This window comes from Streptomyces cinerochromogenes (genome assembly GCF_014648635.1).
GTDB classification, from domain to species: Bacteria; Actinomycetota; Actinomycetes; order Streptomycetales; family Streptomycetaceae; genus Streptomyces; species Streptomyces cinerochromogenes.
In genome coordinates this window covers 376,126-402,077 of the sequence record NZ_BMRM01000006.1, presented here as the reverse complement: position 1 = coordinate 402,077, position 25,952 = coordinate 376,126, and the positions used below count along the sequence as shown (strand labels likewise).

24 protein-coding genes are annotated in these 25,952 nt (G+C 73.1%); 7 read left to right on the top strand and 17 right to left on the bottom strand.

Annotated elements, in window-relative coordinates; translation table 11 throughout:
- Positions 1–21 precede the first annotated feature (21 nt).
- The 6 genes from IEZ20_RS15025 to IEZ20_RS15000 all read right to left on the bottom strand — a co-directional run bounded on the left by IEZ20_RS15025 (position 22) and on the right by IEZ20_RS15000 (position 7,359).
- A complete protein-coding gene (locus IEZ20_RS15025) occupies positions 22–1,854 on the bottom strand; it encodes an alpha/beta hydrolase (protein ID WP_189298443.1) in 1,833 nt (610 codons plus the stop codon).
- A 7-nt stretch (positions 1,855–1,861) separates the two neighbouring features.
- Positions 1,862–2,308, bottom strand: coding sequence for a hypothetical protein (locus tag IEZ20_RS15020; RefSeq protein ID WP_189298441.1), 447 nt, complete (start codon positions 2,306–2,308; stop codon positions 1,862–1,864).
- A gap of 145 nt (positions 2,309–2,453) precedes the next feature.
- Positions 2,454–3,806 (bottom strand): hypothetical protein, encoded by a 1,353-nt coding sequence (locus IEZ20_RS15015; RefSeq protein WP_189298440.1) that lies wholly within the window; start codon positions 3,804–3,806, stop codon positions 2,454–2,456.
- Between the two features lie 35 nt (positions 3,807–3,841).
- Positions 3,842–4,780, bottom strand: coding sequence for an N-acetylneuraminate synthase family protein (locus IEZ20_RS15010; protein WP_189298438.1), 939 nt, complete (start codon positions 4,778–4,780; stop codon positions 3,842–3,844).
- Between the two features lie 12 nt (positions 4,781–4,792).
- Positions 4,793–6,016, bottom strand: a complete 1,224-nt coding sequence (locus IEZ20_RS15005; RefSeq protein WP_189298436.1) for an N-acylneuraminate cytidylyltransferase — start codon at positions 6,014–6,016, stop codon at positions 4,793–4,795.
- 23 nt (positions 6,017–6,039) lie between these two features.
- On the bottom strand, positions 6,040–7,359 hold the full coding sequence (locus tag IEZ20_RS15000; protein ID WP_189298434.1) for a DUF6716 putative glycosyltransferase: 1,320 nt from the start codon (positions 7,357–7,359) through the stop codon (positions 6,040–6,042).
- Between the two features lie 198 nt (positions 7,360–7,557).
- Here IEZ20_RS15000 and IEZ20_RS14995 point away from each other — a divergent pair, with 198 nt between their 5' ends.
- From IEZ20_RS14995 to IEZ20_RS14985, 3 genes are all read left to right on the top strand, one after another.
- Complete coding sequence (locus tag IEZ20_RS14995; protein ID WP_189298432.1) at positions 7,558–8,535, top strand: glycosyltransferase family 2 protein; 978 nt, start codon at positions 7,558–7,560, stop codon at positions 8,533–8,535.
- Entirely contained in the window at positions 8,532–9,866 is a 1,335-nt protein-coding gene (locus IEZ20_RS14990; protein ID WP_189298430.1) for an alpha-2,8-polysialyltransferase family protein, read from the top strand. Before IEZ20_RS14995 ends, IEZ20_RS14990 begins: the two co-directional genes overlap by 4 nt.
- Before the next feature lie 311 nt (positions 9,867–10,177).
- Positions 10,178–11,320, top strand: coding sequence for an acyltransferase family protein (locus tag IEZ20_RS14985; RefSeq protein ID WP_229896068.1), 1,143 nt, complete (start codon positions 10,178–10,180; stop codon positions 11,318–11,320).
- On the opposite strand, the gene IEZ20_RS14980 is transcribed toward IEZ20_RS14985, so the two are convergent.
- Positions 11,313–11,963 (bottom strand): TetR/AcrR family transcriptional regulator C-terminal domain-containing protein, encoded by a 651-nt coding sequence (locus tag IEZ20_RS14980; RefSeq protein WP_189298427.1) that lies wholly within the window; start codon positions 11,961–11,963, stop codon positions 11,313–11,315. The two genes, IEZ20_RS14985 and IEZ20_RS14980, sit on opposite strands and share 8 nt — an antisense overlap.
- A gap of 72 nt (positions 11,964–12,035) precedes the next feature.
- On the opposite strand from IEZ20_RS14980, the gene IEZ20_RS14975 reads away from it, so the two are divergent.
- Positions 12,036–13,418 carry an FAD-dependent oxidoreductase gene (locus tag IEZ20_RS14975; RefSeq protein WP_189298425.1) on the top strand — a complete coding sequence of 461 codons (1,383 nt, stop codon included), beginning with the start codon at positions 12,036–12,038 and terminating at the stop codon, positions 13,416–13,418.
- Positions 13,419–13,445: 27 nt separating this feature from the next.
- Here IEZ20_RS14975 and leuE read toward each other — a convergent pair whose 3' ends face one another.
- On the bottom strand, positions 13,446–14,096 hold the full coding sequence (gene leuE, locus IEZ20_RS14970) for a leucine efflux protein LeuE (RefSeq protein ID WP_189298424.1): 651 nt from the start codon (positions 14,094–14,096) through the stop codon (positions 13,446–13,448).
- 42 nt (positions 14,097–14,138) lie between these two features.
- On the bottom strand, positions 14,139–15,731 hold the full coding sequence (locus tag IEZ20_RS14965; protein ID WP_189298422.1) for an acyl-CoA mutase large subunit family protein: 1,593 nt from the start codon (positions 15,729–15,731) through the stop codon (positions 14,139–14,141).
- 94 nt (positions 15,732–15,825) lie between these two features.
- Here IEZ20_RS14965 and IEZ20_RS14960 point away from each other — a divergent pair, with 94 nt between their 5' ends.
- A complete protein-coding gene (locus IEZ20_RS14960) occupies positions 15,826–16,710 on the top strand; it encodes a L,D-transpeptidase family protein (RefSeq protein ID WP_189298420.1) in 885 nt (294 codons plus the stop codon).
- 222 nt (positions 16,711–16,932) lie between these two features.
- Here the strand turns inward: IEZ20_RS14960 and IEZ20_RS14955 are convergent, their stop codons facing one another.
- The 8 genes from IEZ20_RS14955 to IEZ20_RS14920 all read right to left on the bottom strand — a co-directional run bounded on the left by IEZ20_RS14955 (position 16,933) and on the right by IEZ20_RS14920 (position 24,630).
- Positions 16,933–18,207 (bottom strand): hypothetical protein, encoded by a 1,275-nt coding sequence (locus IEZ20_RS14955; RefSeq protein ID WP_189298418.1) that lies wholly within the window; start codon positions 18,205–18,207, stop codon positions 16,933–16,935.
- Entirely contained in the window at positions 18,207–18,869 is a 663-nt protein-coding gene (locus IEZ20_RS14950) for an RNA polymerase sigma factor (protein WP_189298416.1), read from the bottom strand. Before IEZ20_RS14950 ends, IEZ20_RS14955 begins: the two co-directional genes overlap by 1 nt.
- A 258-nt stretch (positions 18,870–19,127) precedes the next feature.
- The gene (locus IEZ20_RS14945) at positions 19,128–19,898 is read right to left on the bottom strand and encodes a hypothetical protein (RefSeq protein WP_229896067.1); all 771 of its coding nucleotides are present in this window, start codon (positions 19,896–19,898) and stop codon (positions 19,128–19,130) included.
- Between the two features lie 199 nt (positions 19,899–20,097).
- Positions 20,098–20,721, bottom strand: a complete 624-nt coding sequence (locus IEZ20_RS14940) for an RNA polymerase sigma factor (RefSeq protein WP_189298412.1) — start codon at positions 20,719–20,721, stop codon at positions 20,098–20,100.
- Positions 20,722–20,871: 150 nt separating this feature from the next.
- Entirely contained in the window at positions 20,872–21,219 is a 348-nt protein-coding gene (locus IEZ20_RS14935; RefSeq protein ID WP_189298561.1) for a hypothetical protein, read from the bottom strand.
- A gap of 203 nt (positions 21,220–21,422) precedes the next feature.
- A complete protein-coding gene (locus IEZ20_RS14930; RefSeq protein ID WP_189298410.1) occupies positions 21,423–22,010 on the bottom strand; it encodes a hypothetical protein in 588 nt (195 codons plus the stop codon).
- A 90-nt stretch (positions 22,011–22,100) separates the two neighbouring features.
- Entirely contained in the window at positions 22,101–22,820 is a 720-nt protein-coding gene (locus tag IEZ20_RS14925; protein WP_189298409.1) for a DUF4328 domain-containing protein, read from the bottom strand.
- 178 nt (positions 22,821–22,998) lie between these two features.
- On the bottom strand, positions 22,999–24,630 hold the full coding sequence (locus tag IEZ20_RS14920) for a beta-N-acetylhexosaminidase (RefSeq protein WP_189298559.1): 1,632 nt from the start codon (positions 24,628–24,630) through the stop codon (positions 22,999–23,001).
- A gap of 196 nt (positions 24,631–24,826) precedes the next feature.
- On the opposite strand from IEZ20_RS14920, the gene IEZ20_RS14915 reads away from it, so the two are divergent.
- Together IEZ20_RS14915 and sdhC are read left to right on the top strand one after the other, a co-directional pair.
- Positions 24,827–25,375 carry a 2-oxo-4-hydroxy-4-carboxy-5-ureidoimidazoline decarboxylase gene (locus IEZ20_RS14915; RefSeq protein WP_189298407.1) on the top strand — a complete coding sequence of 183 codons (549 nt, stop codon included), beginning with the start codon at positions 24,827–24,829 and terminating at the stop codon, positions 25,373–25,375.
- 191 nt (positions 25,376–25,566) lie between these two features.
- Positions 25,567–25,947: a succinate dehydrogenase, cytochrome b556 subunit gene (gene sdhC / locus IEZ20_RS14910; RefSeq protein WP_189298405.1), complete on the top strand. Its 381-nt coding sequence runs from the start codon at positions 25,567–25,569 to the stop codon at positions 25,945–25,947.
- Positions 25,948–25,952 lie beyond the last annotated feature (5 nt).

Here is a 25,952-nt window from a genome sequence, read left to right as displayed (position 1 = left end):
AATCGACGGGCCTCGCTCTGCCTAACGGGTGTACTTCCAGGTCGGGATCGGCTCCTTCAGCTTGACGTCCTCCCCGTGTCCCGCGACGACGAGGGCCTGGTTGAGCAGGCTGTCGGAGCCCTCGTCCCAGTAGCCGCTGTGGCCCTCGGTGTCCGTGGTCATCTGCTTGGCCCCGAACCGCTCGTCGCTCGGCACCGTCCAGGGGCCGTCCCAGTCGGTGCCGCCGTGACCGAAGCGGCCGATGTCGGGTACGACGTCCCCGTCCGCCTCCTCGTTCCAGACGTGGCCCTTGGGCACGTCGAGCTGCTCCGCCTTGGGCACCGTGACACCGGGGCTGCCCGCGGTGATCACGTCGTCCGCGTTCAGGGTGCCGTGGTCGGCGGCCGAGCCGACGAGGGTGGTGCCGTACGAGTGGCCGATGACCGTGCGGTGCGGCGGGGTCTCGCCCGTGTGCGAGGCCTCCAGTCCGTCGAGGAAGCGGTTGAAGGCCGGTGCGCCGTCGTCCGCGTAGTGCCGGAACGGGGAGTCCTTCACGATGTCCTGCGGCGCGTCGTAGCCGAGCCAGGTGATCGTGGAGACGGGCTGGCCGTCGGCCTCGTCGGTGGCCACGCGCCAGGTGGAGGTCATCCGGTCGATGTTGCCGCTGATGTTGCTGAGGTTCGAGGTGGTGCCCGGTACGTAGACGGCCTGGTGCCGGGCCGTGTCCGGGTTGCCGTTGGCGACGATCGCCCGGCCGTTGCCCTCCGCGTCGAATCCCAGCAGGTACGCCTCCGGCAGGCCCTTGTGGTCCTTGTCGGTGGCCTTGCCGGTGGAGTCGAAGCGGTCCTGGATGCTCTTCATGCCCTGGAGCGACTTGGTGAGGTGGTCGTAGCGCTCGCCGTACTTCTTGTACCAGTCCATCCATTCGTCGGTGTGCACCTTGGACGCCCAGCCGTTGCTGGCGATGTACGTCCACTCGTTGACCGGCGGCTTCGGGATGGAGTTGAGTTCCAGCTGGTAGCGGGCCCGGCTCTCGTCCAGGACGATGCGGTTGGCCTCGTCGCGGACCGTGGAGGGGAGGCCGTCGAGCTTGCCCACGGAGTCCGGGCGGAGGGAGACCCAGGCCGCGCGCTCCTCGTCGGTGAGCCCCTTCCACCAGGACGCGTTGTCCTGGGGGCTGCCGTCCTTGGGCGGCTGCGGCAGGGAGTCCAGGTACTTCTTGCCCGCGTCGCTCACCCCGTCCTGGTCGGACTTGACGTCGGACCAGTCCCGGTCGGACACCACCAGGTCGTCGTCGGCCTTCAGCGCGCGCAGCTTCGGCGCCCACTTGGCGTCCGCGTCCGCGGCCTCCTTCAGCGCGTCACCGATCCGGTTCGCGAAGCCGATGGCCTTGCCGAAGTTCGGGTTGGGGTGCTGGTGGATGGCCTGCTGCTCGATCGCGTTCGCCGTCGGATCCGTCAAAGTGGTCGAGGGCGACACCGTGCCGCCCTCCGGCACCTTGCCGTCGACCTCCTTGCCGCCGGCGGGGAACGAGACGGAGCCGTCGGCGCCGACCGTGCAGCCGGCCGCCTTGGCGTCCTCGACGGCCGCCTCCAGCTTCCGCTTGGCGGCGGCCATGTCGTACGCGAACCCGTTCAGCGCGGTACTGGCCAGCGCGCACTCGGTCTGGATGTAGTGGAGGTTCTTGCCCAGTTCCTTCAGCTCGCGCAGGGCCGCGTCGGCCGCGTCACCCTTGAGCTGGTTGCGGATACCCGCCGATATCTGGTTCTCGACCGTGTCCTTGGCGGTGCTCGCCATGTCACTCGTGGCGCGGTACCCGTCGGCCGCCTCCTCGTACTCCGAGGGCTTCAGGGCCTTCAGCGTGGCGATGTCCATGAACCCGTCACCGGCCCTTCGTCTGGCCGCCGACGGCGTCGGTGTCGTGGTACTTGCCCTGGATCTTGTCCAGCTCGGCCTTCACCTCGGCGTCGGACATCGCCAGGTCGTGCCCGGACTTCTCCATGAGCCCGCCCAGCTCGCCGCAGCGGGCCTTGACGTCACCGACGTACTTCTTCCAGGACTCGTACAGCTCCTGCTGCGCCGCCGCCGACTGCACACCGGAGGTGTCCCCCAGCCCGGCCTGCCCGTCGTCCAGCTTCCCCAGGGCCTTGCCGATGCCGTCCTGGAGGCCCTTGGTGTCCTCGCCGGCCTTCGTCCAGGTCTTCTTGTCCGACTTCAGGTCACCGGACCCGCCGCCGCCCGGCTCCGGCGGAACGTGGTTCAGCTGCATCCCCGTGGAGCCGCGGGCCGCGGCGTCCGCCTTCAGTCGCTCCCACTCGTCCCACGCCATGCGTGATGTTCTCCCCGTTTCCCCGTCTCCCCGTTTCCGGCGGTTCTCCGCCGTCTCGTGCGGCTCGCGTGCACGAGGTGAAAGAGCCTACCCAGATGTGACGACCGGCGCCTGAGTATGCGTACTCATACCTGCGTAGTGGCGGCTACGCCAGGCTCACCGCCGCCAGCCGGTGGACGTCCCGGGCCGTGCCGGTCACGCCGGACAGGAAGCCCTGGGCGCGGGGGGAGGCGGTGTCGGTGAGCCAGGCCGGGTCGATGTCGCAGACCGCCACGCGCACGCCCGTGCCGGCGAGGGCCAGCGGCAGGGTGTGGACGACCGTGGAGGGGAAGCTGAGGATCGTACGGCCGATGGGACCGCGGCGGGCGATCAGTTCCAGGGGGAGGTCCGGGCGGACTATCTCCAGGCCCGTCTCCGCGGCGAGGCGGTGGAGCTTGTCGGTGCTCTCGCGGCGGTGGGCGAAGTAGCGGGTGGCGCCGTGCGCCTTCGCCAGGTGGTGGACGGCCTCCAGGTAGCGGTCGCCGTCCACGACCCCGGTCTCCACCAGGGAGGTGCCGACCAGGTCCGCGCTCTGGGTGATGCGCGGCGGTCCGAAGCGGGCGCGGGTCCAGGCGAAGTCGTTGGCGGTGACGGTGACGCCGTCCGGGATCTCGGTCACCGGCATGGAGGAGAAGACCTCGACGCGGCGCCGGTCGCTCGGGGTGAGGCGGCGGCGGGCGGAGGAGGAGACCGGGGCGAAGAGGAGGTCGCGGGCGCCGGGGCGGCCGCCCTTGCGGTGCCAGCGGACCAGGCGTTCACCGCGGGCCAGCTGGGCGACGAACTCCATCGTCGCCGTGCCGTCGTCCACGACCACGAGGTCGCGGGCGCGGGTGATGGTCAGCAGGAGCTGTACGTAGCGGGAGAACGGGTCGCCCATCACGATGCGGTCGGCCCGGCGGAGGGAACCCGCCAGGCCGCCGATCGTGTGGAAGGGCGCGGTGGTGCCGCCGCGCGCCTCCTCCCAGCGCACCCGGTACCCCTCGTCCCGGGCCAGGTCGGCCATGCGGCGCAGCTGGCCGCGGGTCATGGGGTCGGTCGGGGACAGGACGACGAGGGTCAGTTCGCCTTCCCCTTCCCCGCCGGCCGCCGGCGGACCGGCCGGCGCGGTGCCGCCCGGGGTCCGCCGGGCCTGCGCGGGCACGGGGGCGGAGGCGGGCACGGGGGCGGGGGCCGCGGCCGGCTCCCCGGTCTCCCCGGCGCCCGGCGGGACGTCCGGTGCTGCCCCGCGCCGGCCCGGCGGCACGGCCGGGCCCGACGCGACCGGGCCGGGACGGCCGACCGGGCCCGATGCGACCGGGCCCGGCACGGCCGGCCCGGGCACCGTCGGGCGCCCCCGCTCGGCGGGGCCGTGCAGGCCGTGCAGGTGTGCCCACTCCAGTACGTTCAGCAGCTGTACCGGGCTCTCCACGAAGGCGAGCGTGCGGGCGGGGTGGCCGGCCTGACCGGCGCGGGGGCTCATCGGCGTACGACCGTCCCGTCGTCAGTGACCTGGATTCACACCGAGACCGGCTCGCCCGCCGCCGCGGCGATCTCCGCCTCGGCGACGACGCCCGCGACCCGGCGCAGCTTCTTCATCGGACCCAGCTCGGAGTCGTAGACCTTCTTGACGCCGTCGCCGAGGGAGGCCTCGATGGTGCGGATGTCGCGGACGAGGCGGGTCAGGCCCTGCGGCTCGACCGAGGCGGCCTGGTCGGAACCCCACATGGCGCGGTCGAGGGTGATGTGGCGCTCGACGAAGGTCGCCCCGAGCGCGACCGCGGCGAGGGTGGTCTGCAGGCCGGTCTCGTGGCCGGAGTAGCCGATCGGGACGTTCGGGTACTCCTTCTCCAGCGTGTTGATCACGCGGAGGTTCAGCTCGTCGGCCTTCGCCGGGTACGTCGAGGTGGCGTGGCACATCAGGATGTTGTCGCTGCCCAGGACCTCCACCGCGTGGCGGATCTGCTTCGGCGTCGACATGCCGGTGGAGAGGATGACCGTACGGCCGGTGGCGCGCAGGGCGCGCAGGAGTTCGTCGTCCGTCAGGGACGCCGAGGCGACCTTGTGGGCGGGCACGTCGAACTTCTCCAGGAAGGCGACGGCCTCGGTGTCCCACGGGGAGGCGAACCAGTCGATCCCCTTCTCCTTGCAGTACGCGTCGATCTGGCGGTACTCGTCCTCGCCGAACTCCACCCGGTGGCGGTAGTCGATGTAGGTCATCCGGCCCCAGGGGGTGTCGCGCTCGATGTTCCACTGGTCGCGCGGGGTGCAGATCTCGGGGGTGCGCTTCTGGAACTTGACGGCGTCACAGCCGGCCTCGGCGGCGACGTCGATCAGCTTGAAGGCGTTCTCCAGCTCACCGTTGTGGTTGATGCCGATCTCGCCGCAGATGTAGACGGGCCTGCCCGGGCCGACCTCGCGGGAACCGAACGTGCGCAGACGGGAGTTGGTGCTCATCAGGGGGTGTCCTTACTTGGGGAGGGAATCGAGAGAGGGGCCGAGGATCCAGCTGGCGATCTCTCGGATCGCGCCGTCACCGCCGGGGACGGTGGTGACCGCGCGTGCGGCGCCGCGTACGACGTCGTGAGCGCTCGCGACCGCCACGGGCCAGCCGACGAGGGCGAAGCACGGGAGGTCGTTGACGTCGTTGCCGACGTAGAGCACGCGCTCCGGCGCGATGCCCTGCTCCTCGCACCACTGCTTCAGCGCGAGGTCTTTCCGGTCGATGCCGTGCAGCACGGGGATCTGCAGCTTCCGTGCGCGGGCGGCGACGACCGGGTTCTGTTCCGTGGACAGGATCAGCAGCTTCAGGCCGCTCCTGCGGAGGGCGGCGATGCCGAGCCCGTCGCCGCGGTGCACGGCGACGAACTCCCGTCCGTCGGAGTCGATCAGCACCCGGTCGTCGGTCTGGGTGCCGTCGAAGTCCAGTACGACGGCGTCGATGTCGTCGTAGGCGGGGAGCGAGCCGGGGCGGTCCGCGTCGAACAGCGGGGCCAGGGCCCGGGCCCGCGCGAGGTCGTGCGGGTCGTCGATCTCCAGCACGCGGGCCGGGTCGGTGCGGACCAGCTCGGTGTGGCCGAAGAAACGGTGGTGGTGCTCGCGGAAGCCGGCCGCGTCCATGGCGTAGGCGGCGCCGGTCTCCAGGAAGTCCTGGGGGCGGTCCTGGCGGCGCGGGCGGTAGGACTTGTCGTGGTTGACGCCCGCCCCGCCCTCGCCCTCGGCGTCCCGCCAGACGAAGCCGTGGAAGGGGGCCACCGTGACGGCGGTGTCGGCGCCGTTCTCGGCGACCGCGGCGGCCACCGCGTCGATGTCCTCGCGGACCAGGAAGGGACTGGTGCACTGCACGAGCAGGACGACGTCGACACAGGCGCCGTGCAGCGTCTCGTGAGTGTCCATGGCGTGCAGGACCGCTGCCTCGGAGGTGGCGGTGTCCCCGGCGATGGCGGCGGGCCGCAGCACGACCTCGGCGCCGGCCTCGCGGGCGGCGGCGGCGATGGCCTGGTCGTCGGTGGACACGACGACGTCGGTCACCAGCCGGGTCGCCCGGCACTCGCGGACCGCGCGGACCACCAGCGGGACACCGCCGACGGGGGCGAGGTTCTTCGCGGGGACGCCCTTGGAGCCGCCGCGCGCGGGGATCACCGCGAGCACCCGGCGCAGCGATGTGCCCGGGCCCGCTTCCGAGTGGGACATGGGGTGTACTCCTTGGAGTGAGGTCACAGCTCGCCCATCCGCCGGATCACGGGGGCGACGCGCTGGACGCCGTGCCGGTAGGCGCCGCGCGCGGCCCGGCGCACGATCTGCCGGACGGGGCCGGGCGCCTTGTCGGCGGCGGGCGCGCCGGGCAGCGGGACGCCGTCGGGGCCGAGGTGGTGGCGGGCGAGGATGCCGGGCAGGTAGCCGGGCGCGGTCTCGGGTGTGTAGTAGGGCGTGAGGGGCGGCAGGCCGCCGGGCCGGTCCAGCAGCTTGGCGATGCGCTCGCGGGCCGCGTCGAACGCGGTGGCGTAGGAGCCGTCGGCGGCCACGCCCTGCCGGGCCACCCACTCCTCGTCCGGCACGGGCCGGTGCCCGGCGTCGAGCTGGTCCCAGGAGGCGAGGCAGCCGGAGCCGGTGAAGTGGTGGTTGCCGAGCGCCTCGCGCACCCCGAGGTCGGTGAGGACGGCGGTGGGGATACGGCGGTGCAGGGCCTCCAGGGCGGCCGTGGAGCTGACCGTGACCAGCAGGTCGGTGCGGTCCAGCACCTCGCCCATGTGCCCGTACACCAGCCGGAAGTTGTCCGGCAGACCGGTGCCCTGGGCCAGCTTCTGGTACGGCAGCTCCTCGATGTGGGTGGTGTGCTCGCCGGGCTTGGAGCGCAGCTTGAGCAGCACCTCCCGCTCGGGGTGCTTCCGGGCGTGCTCGACGAGGCGGTTCAGCAGGTAGGTACGGTCCCGGCGGTTGTCCGGCACGGACGGCTGGGCCGCGAACACCACGGTGTGGGGCTCGTGTTCACCGGTGTAGGGCGCTCCGCCCAGGAAGGGCAGCGCGACCTCGGTGACCGAGGAGGCGTCGGCGCCGACCCCTTCGTACACGGCCCGGAACCGGTCCGCGTCGTGACGGGAGTTGGCGAGGACGAGGTCCGCTCCGTGCCTCAGCAGCAGGCCGTCGGTGAGCTTCTCGTAGACGACGCCGACATAGCCGGTGACGACCACGGGACGCTTCCCCGGGCCCCAGGCGGCACGCAGCCCGTGCAGCATCGCCTGGACGCCGCCGCCGACGAGGGCGAGGACGAGCAGGTCGTACGGGTCGTCGGGGGCCTCGCTCATCGCGCGCAGGAACTCGACGCCGGTGACCTCGCGCAGGGAGTCGGCCCGGACGCCTACTTCCTCGAGCTGGCGGGCGGTCGGGGTGGCGCGTCCGCGCAGGAGGTAGCCGTCGAGCCGGACCTCGGCAGCCGCGGGAGTGAGTCGCTGCGCGGTGAGCGCGCCCCACTTCCACCGGGTGTCGGAGTCCGCGAGGACGGCGACCCGCAGGGACTTCGTAGCACTTGCTGGCACGTCGAAGACGCTAGGAAGCGAGGGAGAGGTTCCGCCCAACCGGAATCCAACAAACGGTTAACAGCACACCGCCGAATGGCGAATCGGGCCGTGAACGCGACGTAATCCAGCCTGGTTAACGGCTTCGCCACGTGTCGTTCACCAGGTATCAAGCGGACCGTCAAGACGAATGACGGGCCGCGCCCTAACGTCCTTGACGTGGTCAAGCTCTCCGTCATCGTGCCGTTCTACAACGTGCAGCAATACGCGCCCGACACGCTCAGGAGTCTTCAGTCGAACGCGCGTGAGGACTTCGAATTCATTCTCGTCGACGACTGTTCCCGCGACGGGACGCCAGAGATTCTCGCGCGTGCGGAGCGCGAGTTGCCGGGTGCGGTGCTCGTCCGGCACGAGCAGAACGGGGGGCTGGCGACCGCGCGCAACACCGGTATCGACCGGGCGCGCGGCGAGTACCTGACCTTCCTGGACGGCGACGACTGGCTCGCCCCCGGCTACTTCCCGCGGCTGCTCGCCGCCATCGAGGAGCTGGGCTGCGACTTCGTGCGCACCGATCACGTGCAGTGCACGGCCCGTTCGCGCAGTGTGCACCGGGTGCCGGTGGGCCGGCGGAACACGGTGCTGGACCCGCGCGGGGCGATCCTGCCCGCCGACCGGTCCACCTCGGTGGACTACGCGTTCGCGTGGGCCGGCATCTACCACCGCCGGCTGCTGGACAAGGGGGTGCTGCACTTCACCGACGGGCTGCGCACGGCCGAGGACCGGCCGTGGATCTGGAAGCTGCACCGGGAGGCGGAGTCCTTCGCCGCGGTGAGCCTGCTCGGGGTGTTCTACCGGCGCGGGGTCGCCTCCTCGCTCACCCAGATCGGCGATGTGCGGCAGCTGGACTTCATCCGGGCGTTCGACCAGGTCATCGCGGAGACCGCGGCGGACCGGGACGCCGACGTCCTGCTGCCGAAGGCCGTCCGCACCTATTGCGCGATCATCTCCCATCACCTGGGATCCATCGAGAGGTTCGAGCCGGCGGTGGCGAAGAAACTGAAATCCCTGAGTGCCGCGGCCCTGCGGCGCATGCCGCAGGACGTGCTGGACGAGGCGCTGGACTCCATGGACCTCCAGCGCGCCACCCGGCTGCGCCGGCTGCGCCGCCGTCCCGCCGCCCCGGGGGTCGCCGCGTGACCACCCAGATCTTCCAGGCGTCGACGCTGTACGGCACGGCCACGCTCGCCGCCGCCCTGGACTCCGGCTGCTTCCGCCCCGCCGACCGGCGGATCCTGCTGGTCTGCAACAACGCGGCCACGCCCGAGACCACGCCCGCGCTGGACGGGATGCCCGGCTTCGAGCGGCTGCGCGACCGGTTCGACGACGTGGTGTCGTACAACGAGGCGATCTTCCCGTTCCACCCCGGCGGCTGGTCACCCCGCGGCGACGATCTGCCGCTGTGGGAGCGGTACCTGCGGCACGAGTGGGCCCTCGGCACCGACGACGTCGAGCTGGCCGTCGAGTCGATCCAGGTGAACCCGTCGCTCGCGCTCGCGCAGATCTTCACCGGCGCTCCGGTCACCGTCTACGCCGACGGCCTGATGAGCTACGGCCCCACCCGCAACAAGATCGACCCGCTGGTCGGCACCCGCGTGGACCGGGTCCTCCACCTGGACCTGGTGCCGGGCCTGGAGCCGCTGCTGCTCACCGAGTTCGGGGTGCCCGGCGAGATCGTGCCCACGCCCGCCTTCACCAAGGTCCTCGCCGAACTCGCCCCGCTCGGCGACGGGCTGCCGGCCGTCGAGGAGCCCGCGCTGCTGCTCGGCCAGTACCTGTCCGCGCTGGACATCCTCACCCCCGAGCAGGAGGAGGACCTGCATGTGCGGATGCTGAAGGGCGCGGTCGCCCTCGGCCACACGAAGGTGGTGTTCAAGCCGCACCCGTCCGCCCCGGCCCGCTTCACCCGCTCGCTGGAGCAGGAGGCGGAGCAGCTGAAGGCCGAGCTGACCGTGCTGGACACGCCGGTGCTCGCGGAGGTGCTGTACCAGCGGATGCGTCCCGCGCTGGTCGTCGGCTGCTTCTCCACCGCCCTGCTCACCGCGTCCGCGCTGTACGGCCTGCCCGTGGCCCGGGTGGGCACCGAGCTGCTGCTGGAGCGGCTGACGCCGTACGAGAACAGCAACCGCGTCCCGGTCACGCTCGTGGACGGGCTGCTGCCCGAGCTGACCGACAGGGCGGCCGTCACCGAGCAGCGGCAGGGCATGGACGTGGAGGCGCTGGGTGCGCTGGTGCGCGCGGTGGGCTTCGCGATGCAGCCGAAGATCCTGCCGAGGTTGCGCGGGGAGGCCGAGGCCTGGCTGGCGAAGAACCTGAACGACCGCACCCAGCGCTACTTCAAGCGCAGGCGGCTGACCTCCCTGGCGCTGCCCGGCGGGGTGCCGGCCCAGCTGGGGTTCATCCCGCGCAACGCGACGGTCCGCCGGGTGGCACGCAAGGCGCGCAGCCTGCGCAGGGCGGTACGGCGCTGAGCGACCCTCACGGCAGGGCGGGCCCGGACCCTGGACCGGGCCCGCCCTGCCCATTGACTCGGCTACGGCTTACGGAAGTCGGCTGTGCCGGGTATTTCTCCGAAGCGTCAGGCGGACGCGGCGGATGCAGAAACCGGAAAGGCAAAACGGCGTCCAGGTGAACGAGCGCGGGCCGACGGGCGAATCATCAGCTCGCCGGCCGTGCGATTTCCGGTATTCGCCCAGGTGGCGCCGGAACGGCCGTTCCACCCGGGGACTTTCACACCATACTGCGAGATGATCAACGCCACTCCGGGTAGGCGCCGGACACCATGTCTGCTTCCTCCCCCACTCTTGTCGCCGTTCCCGCTCCCCCCGCCCGCGGAACGGCCCCCGAGCGCCGGGGCCGCCTGCTCGCCCTGGACGGTCTGCGGCTCGTGGCCGCGCTGATGGTCTGCCTCTACCACTACGCCGGACGCGGCGGCCCGGTCTCCGCCTCCTGGCACGAAACCCCGGCCAAGGTCTTCCCGACCCTGTCCCAGGCGGCCGCCTACGGCTGTCTGGGGGTGCAGTTCTTCTTCGTCATCAGCGGCTTCGTCATCTGCATGAGCAGTTGGGGCCGTACCCTCGGCGACTTCTTCCGCTCCCGGGTGGCCCGCCTCTACCCCGCCTACTGGGTCGCCCTGGTCCTGGTCACCGCGGCGGCCGTCGCCCTTCCCACGGTCGTCCACCCGGTCCGCGTCGACGAGTTCCTGGTCAACCTGACGATGCTGCAACAGCCGATGGGCGCCACCCGGGTGCTGGGCGTGTGCTGGACGCTCTGGGTGGAGGTCCGCTTCTACGCCCTGTTCGCCCTGTGCGTCGTCGTCCGGGGGGTCACCTACCGCCGGGTCGTCCTCTTCTGCTGCGTCTGGACGCTGGCGGCGGTGGTGTGCCGCGCCTCCGGCAACGCCCTCACCGACCAGCTGGTGATGCCCGAGTACGCGCCCTTCTTCGTCGGCGGCCTCGCCCTGTACCTGATCCACCGCTTCGGCGGCGACCTGCTGCTGTGGGGCATCGTCGCGGTGTCCTGGCTGCTCGGGCAGAGCACCGCCACGCAGGGCCTGTGGCACGCGGGCGCGCGGGGCGACTTCCACCGCGACCCGTACGTCATCGTCGCCGTCGTCACCCTGGCCTTCACCGCCGTGGCCGCGGTGGCGGTGGGCCTGACCCGCTGGGCCTCCTGGCCCTGGCTGGCCACGGCCGGCGCGCTGACGTACCCGTTCTACCTGGTCCACGAGCACCTGGGCTGGTTCGTCATCCGGGTCCTGCACCGGGGGCTCGGGCTGCCGCCGTGGCCCACGCTCGCCGTGACCGTGCTCGGCATGCTGCTGCTGGCCGGGCTGATCCACCGGTACGTGGAGAAACCGCTCGGCCCCCGCCTGAAGAGGGCCCTGAAGAAGGCGCCTGTGCCGGGGACGTCCGCCCTCAGCTGATCCCGTACCGCGCCCCGACGCCGGCGACCACGACCGCCAGCCCCTCCTCGAACTGCCGGTCGTAGTCGTCGAAGAGCAGCGTGCCGGCCTCGGCGGCGAGCGGGAAGCGGGCCAGGCGGCGGGCGCGTTCCTCCATGTCGAACCCCTCCCGGTGCTCGCCGCCGAGGGGGCGCACGCCCTGCTCCTCGGTGACGAAGCCGAGGGTGTACATGGTCGCCGTCCGGCCCGCGTCGACGGCCTGGGCGAGGGTGAATCCCGCCGCCGTCAGCAGCCGCAGGTTCGCCTCCAGGGCAGGCGCGTGCTCCGTACCCGTGAAGCGTGAGCCGCTGAAGACCTTGGCGCCGTCGCGGTAGCCGAGCAGGGCGGCCCGCAGGCCGCGGTTGGTCTTCAGCAGCCGCTCCTGCCAGGTGTCGGCGGGGTCGAGCGCCGTACCGGCGAGCATCCGCCGGTACATCTCGGTCGCCATCTCGTCCAGCAGCGCCTGCTTGTCCTTGAAGTGCCAGTACAGGGCGGGTGCCTTGACGTCCAGCTCCCTGGCGATGGCGCGCAGGGTCAGTCCCTCCAGGCCGACCTCGTTCAGCAGGCGCAGCGCCGTGTCGGCGACCCGCTTGCGGTCCAGGGGCGCCCTTCGTTCCGTGCTCACGCGGACAGCTTGACACCTTAACGCTGTTAAGGAGATGCTCGGGGTCGACGGAACTTAACGGCGTTAAGGAGAATGGTCATGGATGTTCTGATCGTGGGCGCCGGTCCGACGGGGCTCACCCTCGGTATCGACCTGGCCCGGCGGGGCGTGGACGCCCTGGTGGTGGAGGGCGCCGACGGCCTCTTCCCCGGATCGCGCGGCAAGGGCCTCCAGCCGCGCACCCTGGAGATCTTCGACGACCTCGGCGTGGTGGACGCGATCCTGGCGGCCTCCGGGCCCTACCCGCACCGGATGGTGTGGAAGGACGGCGTGCGCCAGGGCGAGCAGTCCATGTTCGAGAAGGTGGAGGCGGACGAGGGCACGCCGTACACCGCTCCGCGGATGGTCCCGCAGTGGCGGACGCAGGAGGTGCTGTACGCGCGGCTGACGGAACTGGGCGGGCGGGTCGCCTTCGGACGGGAGGCGACGGCCCTGTCGCAGGACGCGGACGGCGTGACCGTGGAGTTCGCCGACGGTACGACGCTCCGCGCGCGGTACGTGGTCGCCGCCGACGGCGGGCGCTCGGCGATCCGGCGCGCCCTGGGCATCCCACTGCGCGGCGCGACGGTCGACCCGGCGCCGTTCGTGGTGGCGGACCTGCGGCTGACGGGCCTGGACCGCGACCACTGGCACGCCTTCCCGGGAGAGGACGGCAGCGCCCTCGGACTGTGCCCGCTGGCCGGCACGGAGGAGTTCCAGCTCCAGGCGCGGCTCGCTCGGGACGCGGAACCGGACCTGTCCCCCGACGGCATCCGCGAGCTGGTCGCGCGCTGCACGCACCTGACCGCCGAGGAGGTGACGGAGGTGCGCTGGGCGTCCGGATTCCGGGCGCGAGCCGCCCTCGCGGACCGGTTCCGCGCGGGCCGGGTGTTCCTCGCCGGCGACGCCGCGCACGTCCACTCGCCGGCCGGCGCCCAGGGCCTCAACACCAGCGTGCAGGACGCCTACAACCTCGGCTGGAAGCTGGACGCGGTCCTGCGGGGCGGGGCTCCGGCCACCCTGCTGGACACCTACGAGGAGGAGCGCCGGGCGAACGCGGCGGCCATGCTGGAGCTGTCGACGGGCGTCCACCGGGGAGAGGTGCGGCGCGGCAGGGCGACGGTGCAGCTCGGCCTCGGGTACGCGGAGTCCTCCCTGAGCGTGGAGACGCGTACGGTCACCGGCCCGGTGCGGGCGGGCGACCGCGCCCCCGACGGCACGGTGGACGGCGTACGGCTCTTCGACGTGTTCCGGGGGCCGCACTGGACGGTGCTCGGCGCGACGCTGGCGGGCGCCCGCTCACTCCCGGCGGCCCCGGAGCCGTACGGCGAGGGGGTTTTCCTGGTCCGCCCGGACGGTTACGTGGGCTGGGCGGGAACGACCGCAGCGGGCCTGCGGGAGTACGCGGAACGAACGGGGGCTTCTTCGAAGGCCTGAGGCGACCCCCCTGAGGGGCGCCAGGCCTCAGGCGCCGGCCATCGACAGCTTCACCGCGAACCCCAGGAACAGCACCCCCGCCGCCGACGTGGCCGTCGCCGACAGCCGCCTGCGCCGGCGGAAGGCCGCGGCCAGCCGCGTGCCGCCGAATATCAGGGCGCTGAGGTACAGGCAGCTGGCCGCTTGCGCGAAGGCGCCGAGGACGACGAAGGAGAGGGCCGGGTAGGCATAGCCCGGGTCCACGAACTGCACGAAGAAGGCGACGAAGAACAGGATCGCCTTGGGGTTGAAGAGGCTGACGACGAGGGCGCGGCGGAACGGCCGCTCGTCGGCGCCCTGAGCGGGCGCGGCCTCCTCGACGGCCCGCTCCCGCCGGGTCCGCCACATCTGCCACGCGCTCCGCAGCATCCCGACCGCCAGCCAGCTCAGGTATCCGGCACCGGCGTACTTCACGATGCCGAACAGCAGGGCGTTCCCCTGGAGCAGCGAGGCGACACCGGCGGCGGACAGCGTCATCAGCACCGTGTCCCCGCACCACACACCGGCGGCGGCGGTGTAACCGGCGCGCACACCGCGGCGGGCGGCCACGGAGAGGACGTAGAGGGAGTTGGGGCCGGGCAGCAGGACGATCAGGACCAGGCCTGCGAGGTAGGTGGGGAGATCGATGACGCCGAACATGGGAGGAGTGTCGCACGCGGGTGGCCGAGGCGGCCGGCGGCCTCAGAACACCTCCGACGGCTCGTACGCGCCCCACACCTCCCGCAGCGCGCCGCACACCTCGCCCACCGTCGCCCGCGCCCGCAGCGCCTCCTTCATCGGGTACAGGACGTTGTCCTCCCCCTGTGCCGCCTTGCGCAGCGCGTCCAATGCCGCCTCCACCGCGCCCCGGTCCCGCCCGGCCCGCAGCTCGGCCAGGCGCTGTGCCTGGCGGGCCTCGATGGCCGGGTCCACGCGGAGCGGCTCGTAGGGCTCCTCCTCGTCCAGCCGGAAGCGGTTGACGCCCACCACGACCCGGTCCCCGGCGTCCGTCTCCTGCGCGATGCGGTAGGCGTTCCGCTCGATCTCGCCCTTCTGGAAGCCCCGTTCGATGGCCGCGACCGCCCCGCCCAGGTCCTCCACCCTCCGCATGAGGCCGACCGCGGCCTCCTCCACCTCGTCCGTCATCCGCTCGACCGCGTAGGAACCGGCGAAGGGGTCCACGGTCGCCGTGACATCGGTCTCGTGCGCGAGCACCTGCTGCGTGCGCAGCGCCAGCCGCGCGCTCTTGTCCGTGGGCAGCGCGATGGCCTCGTCGAAGGAGTTGGTGTGCAGGGACTGGGTGCCGCCGAGCACCGCGGCCAGGGCCTGGACGGCGACCCGGACCAGGTTCACCTCCGGCTGCTGTGCCGTCAGCTGCACGCCCGCCGTCTGGGTGTGGAAGCGGAGCATCAGCGACTTGGGGTCGCGGGCACCGAACTCCTCCCTCATCACCCGCGCCCAGATCCTGCGGGCGGCACGGAACTTGGCGACCTCCTCCAGCAGGGTCGTACGGGCCACGAAGAAGAAGGACAGGCGGGGCGCGAAGTCGTCCACGGACATCCCCGCCGCCACCGCCGTACGGACGTACTCGATGCCGTCGGCGAGGGTGAAGGCGATCTCCTGAACGGGGGACGCGCCCGCCTCGGCCATGTGGTAGCCGGAGATCGAGATCGTGTTCCACTTCGGGATCTCGGCGGTGCAGTACCGGAAGATGTCCGCGGTCAGCCGCAGGGAGGGCTTGGGCGGGAAGATGTACGTGCCCCGGGCGATGTACTCCTTCAGCACGTCGTTCTGGATCGTGCCGGTCAGTCGGTCCGCCGGTACGCCCTGTTCCTCCGCGACCAGCTGGTACAGCAGGAGCAGGAGGGCCGCGGGCGCGTTGATCGTCATGGACGTCGAGACCTGGTCCAGCGGGATGCCGTCGAACAGCACCCGCATGTCCTCGACCGAGTCGATCGCCACGCCCACCTTGCCGACCTCGCCGTGCGCGAGGGGCGCGTCGGAGTCGTGGCCCATCTGGGTGGGCAGGTCGAAGGCGACGGACAGGCCGGTGGTGCCGTGCGCGATGAGCTGCCGGTAGCGGGCGTTGGACTCCGCCGCCGTGCCGAAGCCCGCGTACTGGCGCATGGTCCAGGGGCGGCCGGTGTACATGGTCGGGTACACCCCGCGCGTGAACGGGTACGCGCCCGGCGCGCCGAGCTTGCGGTCCGGGTCCCAGCCGGCCAGGTCGGCCGGCCCGTAGACCGGCTCGACGGGCAGGCCCGACTCCGAGCGACGTGCCGACTCCTGTGCCATGACCGCCTCCGCCGTACGACCGACTCCGCTGTTCCGGGCACTCCTCACCATGCCCCGTAGTTCGGCGCCGGTCACGCGGGGAAACATCCCGGGCATGAGGATCCCGGGGAGAACCGCCGTACTGCTGCTCGCCTCGGCCGTCACGCTCGCCGCGCTCGCCGCGCTCTGCGGGTGCACCGTGCGGCCGGCCGGCCCCGACGGGAAGCGCGGCCTGCCGGTGCGGGTGCAGGTGCCGGGCAGTCCCGGTACCGGCACCGCCCCACCGACACCGGCCGCCCCGCCGACGGCACCGATCGCCCCGCCGAAGGCACCGGCCGCCACACCGGCGACGCCGGCGGTCCCCGCGCCGCGGGTGCTGTGGTCCCGCGGGGACAGCGGGCCCGCCGTACGGGAACTCCAGGCACGGCTGCGTCAGCTGGCCTGGCTGACGGCGGCGCCGACGGGGTCGTACGGCGAGCTGACCGAGCGGGCGGTCCGGGGCTTCCAGGGCAGGCGCGGGCTGCCGCGCACCGGCGCGACCGACGCCGTCACCTGGCAGCGGCTGGTGGCGATGACGCGTACGCCGGGCACGTGGGAGCTGTACGTGATGGGCGGCCAGCCGGCCGGCGCGCCGGATCCGCGCTGTCTGACCGGGCGGGTGCTGTGCATCAGCAAGACCAGCCGGACGCTGCGCTGGATGGTCGACGGGCGGACCCTGTCCACGATGGCGGTGCGCTTCGGCGCGCAGTACACCCCCACCCGCGAGGGTGTGTTCCGCGTCTACTGGAAGTCACGGCACCATGTGTCGACCCTCTATGACTCGCCGATGCCGTACGCGATGTTCTTCAGCGGTGGCCAGGCGGTGCACTACTCGTACGACTTCGCGGCGCGCGGTTACGCGGGCGGTTCGCACGGCTGTGTGAACGTACGGGACGAGACGGCGATCGCCCGGCTGTTCGCCCAGGTGAGGGTCGGCGACAAGGTCGTCGTCCACTGGTGAGGCTGCGGGGCGCGGGCGGGACCGGGGGAACGTGTCCCGCCCGCGCCAGGTGCACGAGCCGCGGGTACGGGGGGAACCCCGGCTCAGTGCTACGGCCGATGACCAGTCGGCTCACTCAGTACTGCGTCAGGGGCTCCGGAAACGTCACACCTCGCGCCGAAAATTTTTCGGTGACTTTAAAAGCGCAGGTCAGAAGGGGTGTAGCCGGTCATCGTCTGCTGGTCAGCGCGCGGTGCGGGCCGCGGCCGGCGACGGGGACGGGGACGCGGGGGCGCCTGCCCGTGCGCCGGGGTGCGCCGGGGCGAAAGCCGACCGTGCGGAGGCAGGGGTGGAGGCGGTGGTGGGGGCGGGAGCGGGGGCCGCGCCGTCGCGGTGCCGGCCGCCGCCCTTGCCGCCGCCGGGGTGCGAGCCGGAGCCGGCGGGCGCGTGGTCGCCCCTGCCCTTGCCCCGCCCCGTGCCACCGCCCCCGTGACCGTGACCCCCCGTGCCACCGCCCCCGTGACCGTGACCGCCCCCGTCGTGCTCCCCTCCGTTGTCCCCGTCCTGGTCGCCGCCCTTGTCCCCGCTCTTGTCCTTGCCCTTGTCCTTGCCCTTGTCCTTGCCCGCGCCCTGGTTCTTGCCCTCTCCGCCGCCGGTGGCGCCCCCGCCCTTGCCGTTCGTGCCGCCGTTCTCCTTGCCGGAGGCGGAGTCGCCGGAGGTCAGCAGGACCTTGCAGTAGGCGGTCACCCGGGCGGGGCCGCCCGCCACGTGCTCCAGCGCGCGCCTGCGGCCGGCGTCCAGCTCCTTGCCGTCCCGCAGGGCACGGCAGGCGGAGGCGGCGCCGGCCCAGCCGGTGCCGGACGTCGCGGAGGGGGCTCCGGAGCCGAGGGCGGTGGTACGGCCCTTGCCGTGGTCCGCGCCGGAGGCCTCGTCGCCGGTGCCGCCGCGGCGCCCGTCCGGTGTGCCGGTGCCCGTGCCCTCGCCCGGTGTGGCCGGCGCGGAGTCGGAGCCGAGCGGCTGTCCGGCGGTCGTACCGGCGGAGACGGAGGCGGCGGGGCGGGAGGGCTCGTCGTCGAACGGCGTGGGCAGCACGCCGGTGCCGGCGGCCATGGCGACACCGCCGAGCGTGCCCACGGTCACCGCGGCGGCGAGCGCCAGGCGCACCGGGCGGCCCCAGCGGGGGCGTCCGGCGCGGATTCCGGTACGGGTCCGGGCGGCGACGCGGACCCGACCGGTGCCGGTGCCGGGTGCCGGGGTGCGGCCGCCGGCGGGGGTGTGGGCCGCGGCGGTGCGCTCCGCCTCGGCGGCCTCGCGGGCCTTGCGGAACGCGGCCAGGGCGGCCTGCTCACCGGGGAGTTCGCCGGGTGCGGGAGCCGCCTCCGCGGACAGCGCGCCGAGCGCCTGGGAGAGGCGTTCTGCCTGGTCACGAGCGGAGGCGTCGACGGCTTCCAGTGGCTCACCGCGCAACAGGCGTTCCGCCGTCTCCCGGTTCAGCCACTTGTACTGCTCGTCGGCCATCACATGTCCTTCTGCGTCCGCGCACGCGTATGCGTCACAGTTGCGGACGTCACCGCGCGGCGGCGCGGTTCTCTCTGAGGCGGGAGTGCGTCGAGTCCGCCCGCGGATTCCGGATCGTCCCCGATCAGCTCCGCGAGCCGCTTCAGACCGCGGTGCGCGGCGGTACGGACGGCGCCCGCGCGTTTGCCGAGGGTCTCGGCGGCGGTCTTGGCGTCCAGGCCCACCACGACCCGCAGGACGACCGCCTCGGCCTGGTCCTGCGGGAGCCGGGCGATCAGGGAGAGGGTGCTGTCGGTGGCCAGGGCCTCGATGGCCTCGCCCGCCGTGTCGGACTCGGCGGCCCGGCCGGTCAGCTCCGTCTCGTCACCGCCTATCGCGGGACGGCGGCCGCGCATGCGTATGTGGTCCAGGGCGCGGTTGCGGGCGATCCGGGCGGCCCAGCCGCGGAACCGGTCGGCGTCGCCGCTGAACCGGTCCAGGTCGCGGGCGATCTGCAGCCAGGCCTCGGACGCGACGTCCTCGGCGTCGGCCTCACCGACCAGCGTGCGGACGTATCCGAGCAGTCGGGGGTGCACCGCGCGGTACACCGTGCGGAACGCGGTCTCGTCCCCGTCCTGTGCCGCACGCACCGCGGCGGTCAGCTCCGCGTCGTCCCCCAGCACCGTACTCCCTTTACGCCTGTCTTCGGTCGGCGCGAAAGGCACGTTACGGCGTGAAACCGGTGCTCGTCCATGTCTGTAGAAGATGCAACTAACTCGTGACCGGGTCCGGATGTGCGCAGGGTGAGATCCGGGGGCGGCCGGGTGTGACAGAAACCGCACTCACGGCGCTGAGGAAAGTACGGGCCGCGCGCGGCCCGCCCGCGCGACGGCCGGGGCCTCTCCTGTGGGGGGTGGCGGCCCCGGCCGTTGCCTTGGGCGCTACGGCTTGCCGCCGGTCGGCCTTCTCCTGCCGCCGCCCTTGTCCTCGCTCCGGTCGTTGCCGGACCCGCCCGCCCTGCCGGTGCTCCCGCCCTCCGCGCGGGCCGCCTGGGCGGTGCAGTAGGCCGCGACCTTCCCCGGTCCGCCCGCCGCCGTGACCAGTCGCCGCCAGGCCGTCGCGTCCAGGGCGCCGCCGCGCTCCCCGACCTGCGCGTAGGCGCGGCAGTGGGCCAGGGTGTCGCCGGCGGTGGCCGGGTGCGCGGGCTGTCCGGAGGGGGCGGAAGGGGCGGCCGACGGTGTGTCCCCGCGTCCGGCGGCTGCCGGGGGCGCGGTGTGTGCGGGGGTGGACGGGGTGGACGGGGCGCTCGTCGAGGACGGCCGTGCGGAGCCGGGGGCGTGCCCGCCGCCGTGCTCCGTACCGGACCGGGCGGAGCCGATCGCCGCGACGGCGACTCCGCCCAGCGTGAGACTCGCCAGGGCCAGCGAGAGGGTGGTGCGCAGGGAGCGGCGGGCGCGGCGGGGCCGGCCGGGGCGCCAGTCGTCCCGGGCGCGGGTCCGGGCGTCGTGCGCGCCCGCCGCGCGGGCGGCCCGGAAGGCGGTCACGGCGCCGCGCTCGGCCGCGGGGTCGACGCCGCCGGCGCGCAGCGCGGCACCGAACCGGGTCTCCAGCTCCGACTCGCCCAAGGCCGTACCGGCCGGTGCGCCGGGCGTGCCGTCAGGGTGCGCACGCCGACGGCCGGCCTGTCCGCCGCAGCTGTGCCGTTCACCCATGCCCGTTCCCGTCCTCATCCGTCCCGCCCGGCCCTTTGCGCACCGGCCCGCTCCGCACGCCCGCCCCCGGCAGGCCCGCACCCGGCGGCACGTCCGAGCGCACCGAGCGCACCGACCGCGGCGGCCACGGACGGAACGCCACGAGCCGCGCTCGGGACTCCGGCGTACGCGGGTCCATACGTGCCGCGCCCGGTGGCGTTCACGTCGGCTCGCCCGGCGTCGGGGGGTCCGCGTCCGCCGCGCCGTCGGCGGTGGTGCCGAGTCGGCGGGCCAGGCGGCGCAGGCCCCGGTGCGCGGCGGTGCGGACGGCGCCGGGGCGTTTGCCGAGGACCCGGGCGGCGGCCGGGCCGTCGAGGCCGACGACCACCCGGAGCAGCACCGCCTCGGCCTGGTCCCGCGGCAGCGCCCGCACCAGTTCCAGCGCGCGTTCCGTGGAGAGCGACTCCAGCGCCTGGTCGGGCGTGCTGTGCCGGCCGGGCAGCTCCAGCGCGTCCTGCTCCAGCCGCGCCGGCCGGGGCCGGCTCCGCTGCCGGCGCAGATGGTCCAGCGCGCGGTGCCGGGCGATGGTCGCGGTCCAGCCGCGGAACCCGGCGCCGTCGCCCCGGAACCGCCCGAGGTCGCGGGCGATCTCCAGCCAGGCGTCGGAGGCGACGTCCTCCGCTTCGTCGCCGACCAGGCCTCGCAGATAGCCGAGCAGGCCGGGCTGCACGATCCGGTACGCCACCGCGAAGGCGGTCTCGTCACCCTCCTGGGCCCGCGCCACGGCCGCGCCCAGCTCGCCGTCCCGCGGCTGCGGGCGGCGGGGTACCCCTCCCTGGCCCAAGACCGTCCTCGTTCGTGCCGAGTTGCTGGCCACTGCGTGGCGCTTCCCTCACGGTGCGACACGCTCCGGCCGTGTCTCCGCCCTCCACGATCATCAGCGTCGGCCCCGACGGAAGTGTCACAGCCCAGGGGGCGGCCCCGGGCGGCCCGCTCAGCCGGAGGCGCTCGCGGTCGCGTCCCGGCACAGCAGCCGGAGCGAGCCGTGGCCGTCGTAACAGCGCCGGGCCTCGTCGATGGGGTCCCACAGCCGGCCGTCGGGCGTGCGCAGCCAGTGCTCGCCGCCGGTCGCCCACCACTCGGCGCCGGTCTGCCGGGCGATCACCTCGCCGGCGTACGCGCCGAAGCCGCGCAGCACGCTCTCGACGGCCGCGTACGGCGGGCCCTCGCGGCGTATCTCCTCGATCATCCGGTCCACCCGCCACAGGCTCTGCGCCGAGTAGTCGAGCCGCACCCGCGCGCCCTCACGCATGGTCGCGACCGCGTCCGCCGCCCACCGCACGGGCTTCGCGGCGGCCTGCGGCCTGGTCTCCTGCCGTGCTGTCCCGTACCGGGCCGTCACATGAGCTGTCAGATCGGCTGTCACATAGGGGAGAGCGAGCGCGGGCGCCGTTCCGTCACTGGGTTCCGGAACGTTTCCCCAAACGTCCCGCCAACCGTCGCAGGACCACCCCACCGCCCCCGCACGAAGGTCACACGGCCGGGTCAGGCCCCCGGTTCCGCGGCGCTGCGGGCCCGGCGGGAGACCACCGCGCGCAGCACCCGGCGGCCCTCCACCGACACCTCCAGCGCCCGCCGCAGCCCCTGCGCGCCATGGCCCGCGAGGAGCTCCAGCACCACGGACTGGCGGCGCAGCTCGGCGGCGACGAGCGGCGGCAGGTCCGCGGTGTCGCCCGCGCGCCCGGCGTCCAGGTCCGCCGGGTGCGGCCCGCCGTCGGGGGCCGGGGCGTCGTCCGCGGCCGGGTCGAGCAGCCGGTGGATGCGCAGGGAGGCGACCGAGCAGGCGTCGGTCCAGGGCCGTAGCGCGTCGGCGGTGCGCTCGGCCGGGGCCGACGCCAGCATCCGGCGGGCGAGCCGCGCGGCCTCGTCGTCGGCCGGGTCCGCGGGGCCGAGCGCCTCGTGCGCCCGGGACAGGTCCCCGGCCCAGTCGGAGCCGTCGGCGAGGCGCGCCCACAGCGGGCGCAGCAGCTCGTCGTCGCCGCCGAGCAGCGGCAGACACCGATCCAAACAAGCCAATCCGCCGGCGGCCAGTCCGCGTTCGTCGGCCTGTGCGATCTGTTCCACCAGGCTCATGAATGTCTCCCTCGCCAGGGCGCCGACCGATACGGAGCCCGCACTTCCCCTTACTGCGTGCGACGGAGCGGGAGTGTCACAGTCGGGTTTTCAGCCAACCGCGGGGATCTGCAGCAGCTCGCCGGAGAGCACCTTGCGCTCCTGCATCCGGGTCAGCCGGACGACCACGACGATGGCGAGGACCGCGGACACGATGTCGAGGGCGTCGGAGAACAGCATCACGTGCGCGGCCTGGCGCAGTTCCTCCGCCGTCTCGGCGTGCCGCGAGGTGGTGTCCGCGAACCGGCCCACGACGATGCCGGCGATCCACAGCGACCACCAGGCGTTGACCGGCGCGTGCCCGGACCGCGAGCCCCAGGGCGCGCTGGCGTCCCAGCTGTCCGCGACGATCCGGCGCGGGAACCACAGGTTCACGACCGGGCAGAACCAGGCGCCGATCGTCCAGCCGCGCTTCATGCGGTGCCGGGAGGCGTCGAACACCTCGGCGTTCACCCGGATCCGCCACAGCCAGCACAGGTAGACGACGGCCGTGGCCACCAGCGCGACGCCCTGCGAGATGCCGGCGGCGCCGTAGAGCGAGTCCGCGTGGTCGGCCCGGTCGATCACGGCGGCACCGCCGGCGCCGTCGGCGATGTCGCCGGTGACGCTCGCCTCCAGGAGGTCGGCGTAGCAGGCGAACAGGTCGGTGGCGATGACGAGCCCGAGCAGGACGGCGGTGGCCCGGCCGAGCGCGGCCGGCGAGCGCAGCCAGGCGCCGGGCGGGGCGGGGTACGGCGGCGCGGGCATGGGTGCGGGCATGGGCGTGGTCATGAAGGAGTTCCCCCGAGTGAGGTCTGGATGGCGTACGGCTCTCCCCGAACCGGACACGCGGACACGCGGACACGCGGACACGCGGACACGCGGACACCGGAACATACGAGTGGACGTCACCGCCCGTCCACTCGGTTCTCGGCGTTCCCCGGGGGTTCTCGGTGGTGCTCCGCGTCCCTCAGCCCAGCCGGTCCGCCAGCTTCTTGAAGTCCGCCCAGCTCAGCGCCGGTTTGCCCGGGTCCCACAGCTTCTGCACGGTGGCCCGCAACGGCATCCGGATGCCCGCGGCGACCTGCGCCTCCGTCTGCGCGTGCGGGAAGTCGCACCAGACCGCGAACGCCCCGCCGAGGATCTGCCCGTCGTACCGGGCCGGAACGGGGGTCGTGCCGCGCAGCACCCGGGGGGTCCACTGCTCGTAGATCCGCTGCCCGGTCGGGTAGACGAAGGTCTGCGGCTGCCCGAGCACGTAGTAGAGGAACTCGTCGTTGTAGTTGATGACCTTCCGTCCCTCGGCCAGGTACTCCGCCGGCGGCCGGGCGCCGATCTCCTTGCCGGTCCAGTAGGCCACCCGGATGTCCTGGCCGGGCCGGACGGAGGTGCCGCGGAAGAAGCCGTCGTTCCAGGCCCGGACGGTGCGGTCGTGGGCGCGGACGGTGGCGGCACGGTCGTTCAGCCAGCCGGTGGCCAGGTCGGCCACGGTCCCGCCGGAGCCGAACCGCTGCCGGGCGGCGGCGGCCAGCTGCGGGTACGAGGCCTGCGGGTCCCGCACGGTGAGCGCCTGGTACTCGTCCCCGCCCAGGTGCCACTGGTTGCCGGTGAAGAGCCCGGCGTACTCGTTCAGCAGGTCGTCGACGATCTGCGCGGAGGCCGGCTTGGAGATGTCGACGGCGCCCCGGGTGGCCACCCCGCCGGCGTTGCGCAGCTGCAGATCGGGGTGGGCGGCGATGACCGCGCCCAGGTGCCCCGGCGAGTCGATCTCGGGGACGACGGTGATGTGCCGGCTCTCCGCCAGCGCCACGATCCGCCGGACCTGCGCCTTGGTCAGGTGGTCCGCGGAGACGATCTCCGGGTGGCTGCTGGACTCGATCCGGAAGGCCTGGTCGTCGGAGAAGTGCAGACCCAGCTCGTTGTACTTCAGGTCCCCCAGCTCGCGCACACGGTCCTCGATCCAGGATGCGGAGAAGGGTTTGCGCGCGATGTCCAGCATGAACCCCCGCACCGGCTTGGCCGGCTGGTCGCGTACGACGCCCTCCGGGGCCGTACCGCCGCCGTGGACCTCCTGCTTCAGGGTGCGGGTGCCGTAGAAGACGCCCGCCTCGCCGGGCCCGCTGATGTCGACCCGCCCGTCCCGGACGGTCAGGGTGTACGACTCCTGGTTCCCGCCCCCGCCGCCGAGCGCGAGCCGTACGTCGCCCGCCCGCACGTCGTTCTTCCGGCCCGCGTAGTCCAGCCCCAGCTCCCCGGCCAGGAGCCGCCCCTCGTCGGCCAGCTCGGCGTCGTTCACCACCACCCGGCCGCCGTGCCGCGGCTTCCAGCCGGGGCCGCGCGCCGGGGTGTGGGAGCGGACCGCGGGTATCGTGCGCGGGGCCTGCGAGAGCGGATACGACCTACTCGGGCTGGGGCTCGCCGACGGTGTGCCCGGTTCCTCCGGGTGGGTGCCGGTGCCGGCCACCCGCCCGGACGACGACTGCCGCGCGCCGTCCTCCGGCTTCCCGCCGCCCCCGTCCGACGAGGCCCACACGCCGACGCCCGTCCCGAGCGCGACCGTCCCGACGAACGCGGCGGTCACCACCGCCCGCTTCCGTATCACCTGTCGCGCCGAGCCCCGGCGCCTGTGGCTGTGCTGGGTCACTCTGCCAACGTACGACCGTTCCGCCGCTCATCCGTCACCCAGGCGGTCCCAAACTCTCCCGTCCGAGTGAATTTCAGGTATCCCTCGGACACAGCGTGACCACTCTCGATAACCTGACGACACACCTTTCACAGCATCCCCTGCCACACCACATGTGACGCGAGGACCCACGCTGCCCGCCCACCGTCTGCCGTATCTCCCCACACCTCTCGACGCCTTCAACACCGCCCGCGCCGAGGAGGCCCGCGCTCTTCTCCTGCACTGCCTGCGCAGCGCGCGCTGGGCCCACCGGATGGCCGACCACCGCCCCTATCCCGACCTGGACGCCCTGCTGGCCGCGGCGGACGAGGCGGCGTACGACCTGTCCCCCGCCGACCTGGCCGAGGCCCTGGCCGGCGAGTCCCTCCCGGAACTGCCCGAGGGCACCTACTCGGCGGCCCACATGGCCCTCGGCGCCGCACACGCCGCCTACGAGGCGCGATTCGGACACGCGTTCGTCATCTACCTGGGCGACGTCCCTGCGGACGAAGTCATCGACCACATCCTCGAAGCGATCCGATCACGATTGGCGAACGATCCGGAGGAGGAGCGGGTGGTGGCGGCCGAGGAAGTACGGCGGCTCGCCAGAGGGCGGCTGATGGTCCTGCTGAGGGGTGCGGGGAGCTGTGCGAACAGCGCAAACACCCCCGCACCGGGCAAATAGTGCGACATCCCACCCCACCAGCCGCGCCGCGATAGCCCATCCGATGCCACTTTGATCACACCGGTAGGCCCCCCGTAAAGCACAGCGCGGTGCCTCGCTACGATGCAGAGGGCCGGTGGACCGTACCCGGCCGGGCCCGACCGACAGTGAAGCCGGCGCGGCCCTAGTCCCCGCTCCCGGAGGGTTCTTCCGTGCCGGCTGGAACGCTGTACCGCGGCCGGGAAGGAATGTGGTCCTGGGTGGCTCACCGAGTCACCGGCGTCCTCATTTTCTTCTTCCTGTTCGTTCATGTGCTGGACACCGCTCTCGTGCGTGTCTCCCCCGAGGACTACGACAAGGTCGTAGCCACGTACAAGACGCCGATCGTCGCGCTGCTGGAGTACGGCCTCGTCGCCGCCATCCTCTTCCACGCGCTCAACGGCCTGCGCGTCATCGCCGTCGACTTCTGGTCGAAGGGCCCGCGCTACCAGAAGCAGATGCTCTGGACCGTCGTCGGTGTCTGGGTCGTCCTGATGGCCGGCGCGATCTACCCGGTCCTCGGCCACGCCTACCGTGTTGTGTTCGGGAGCTGAGGCCC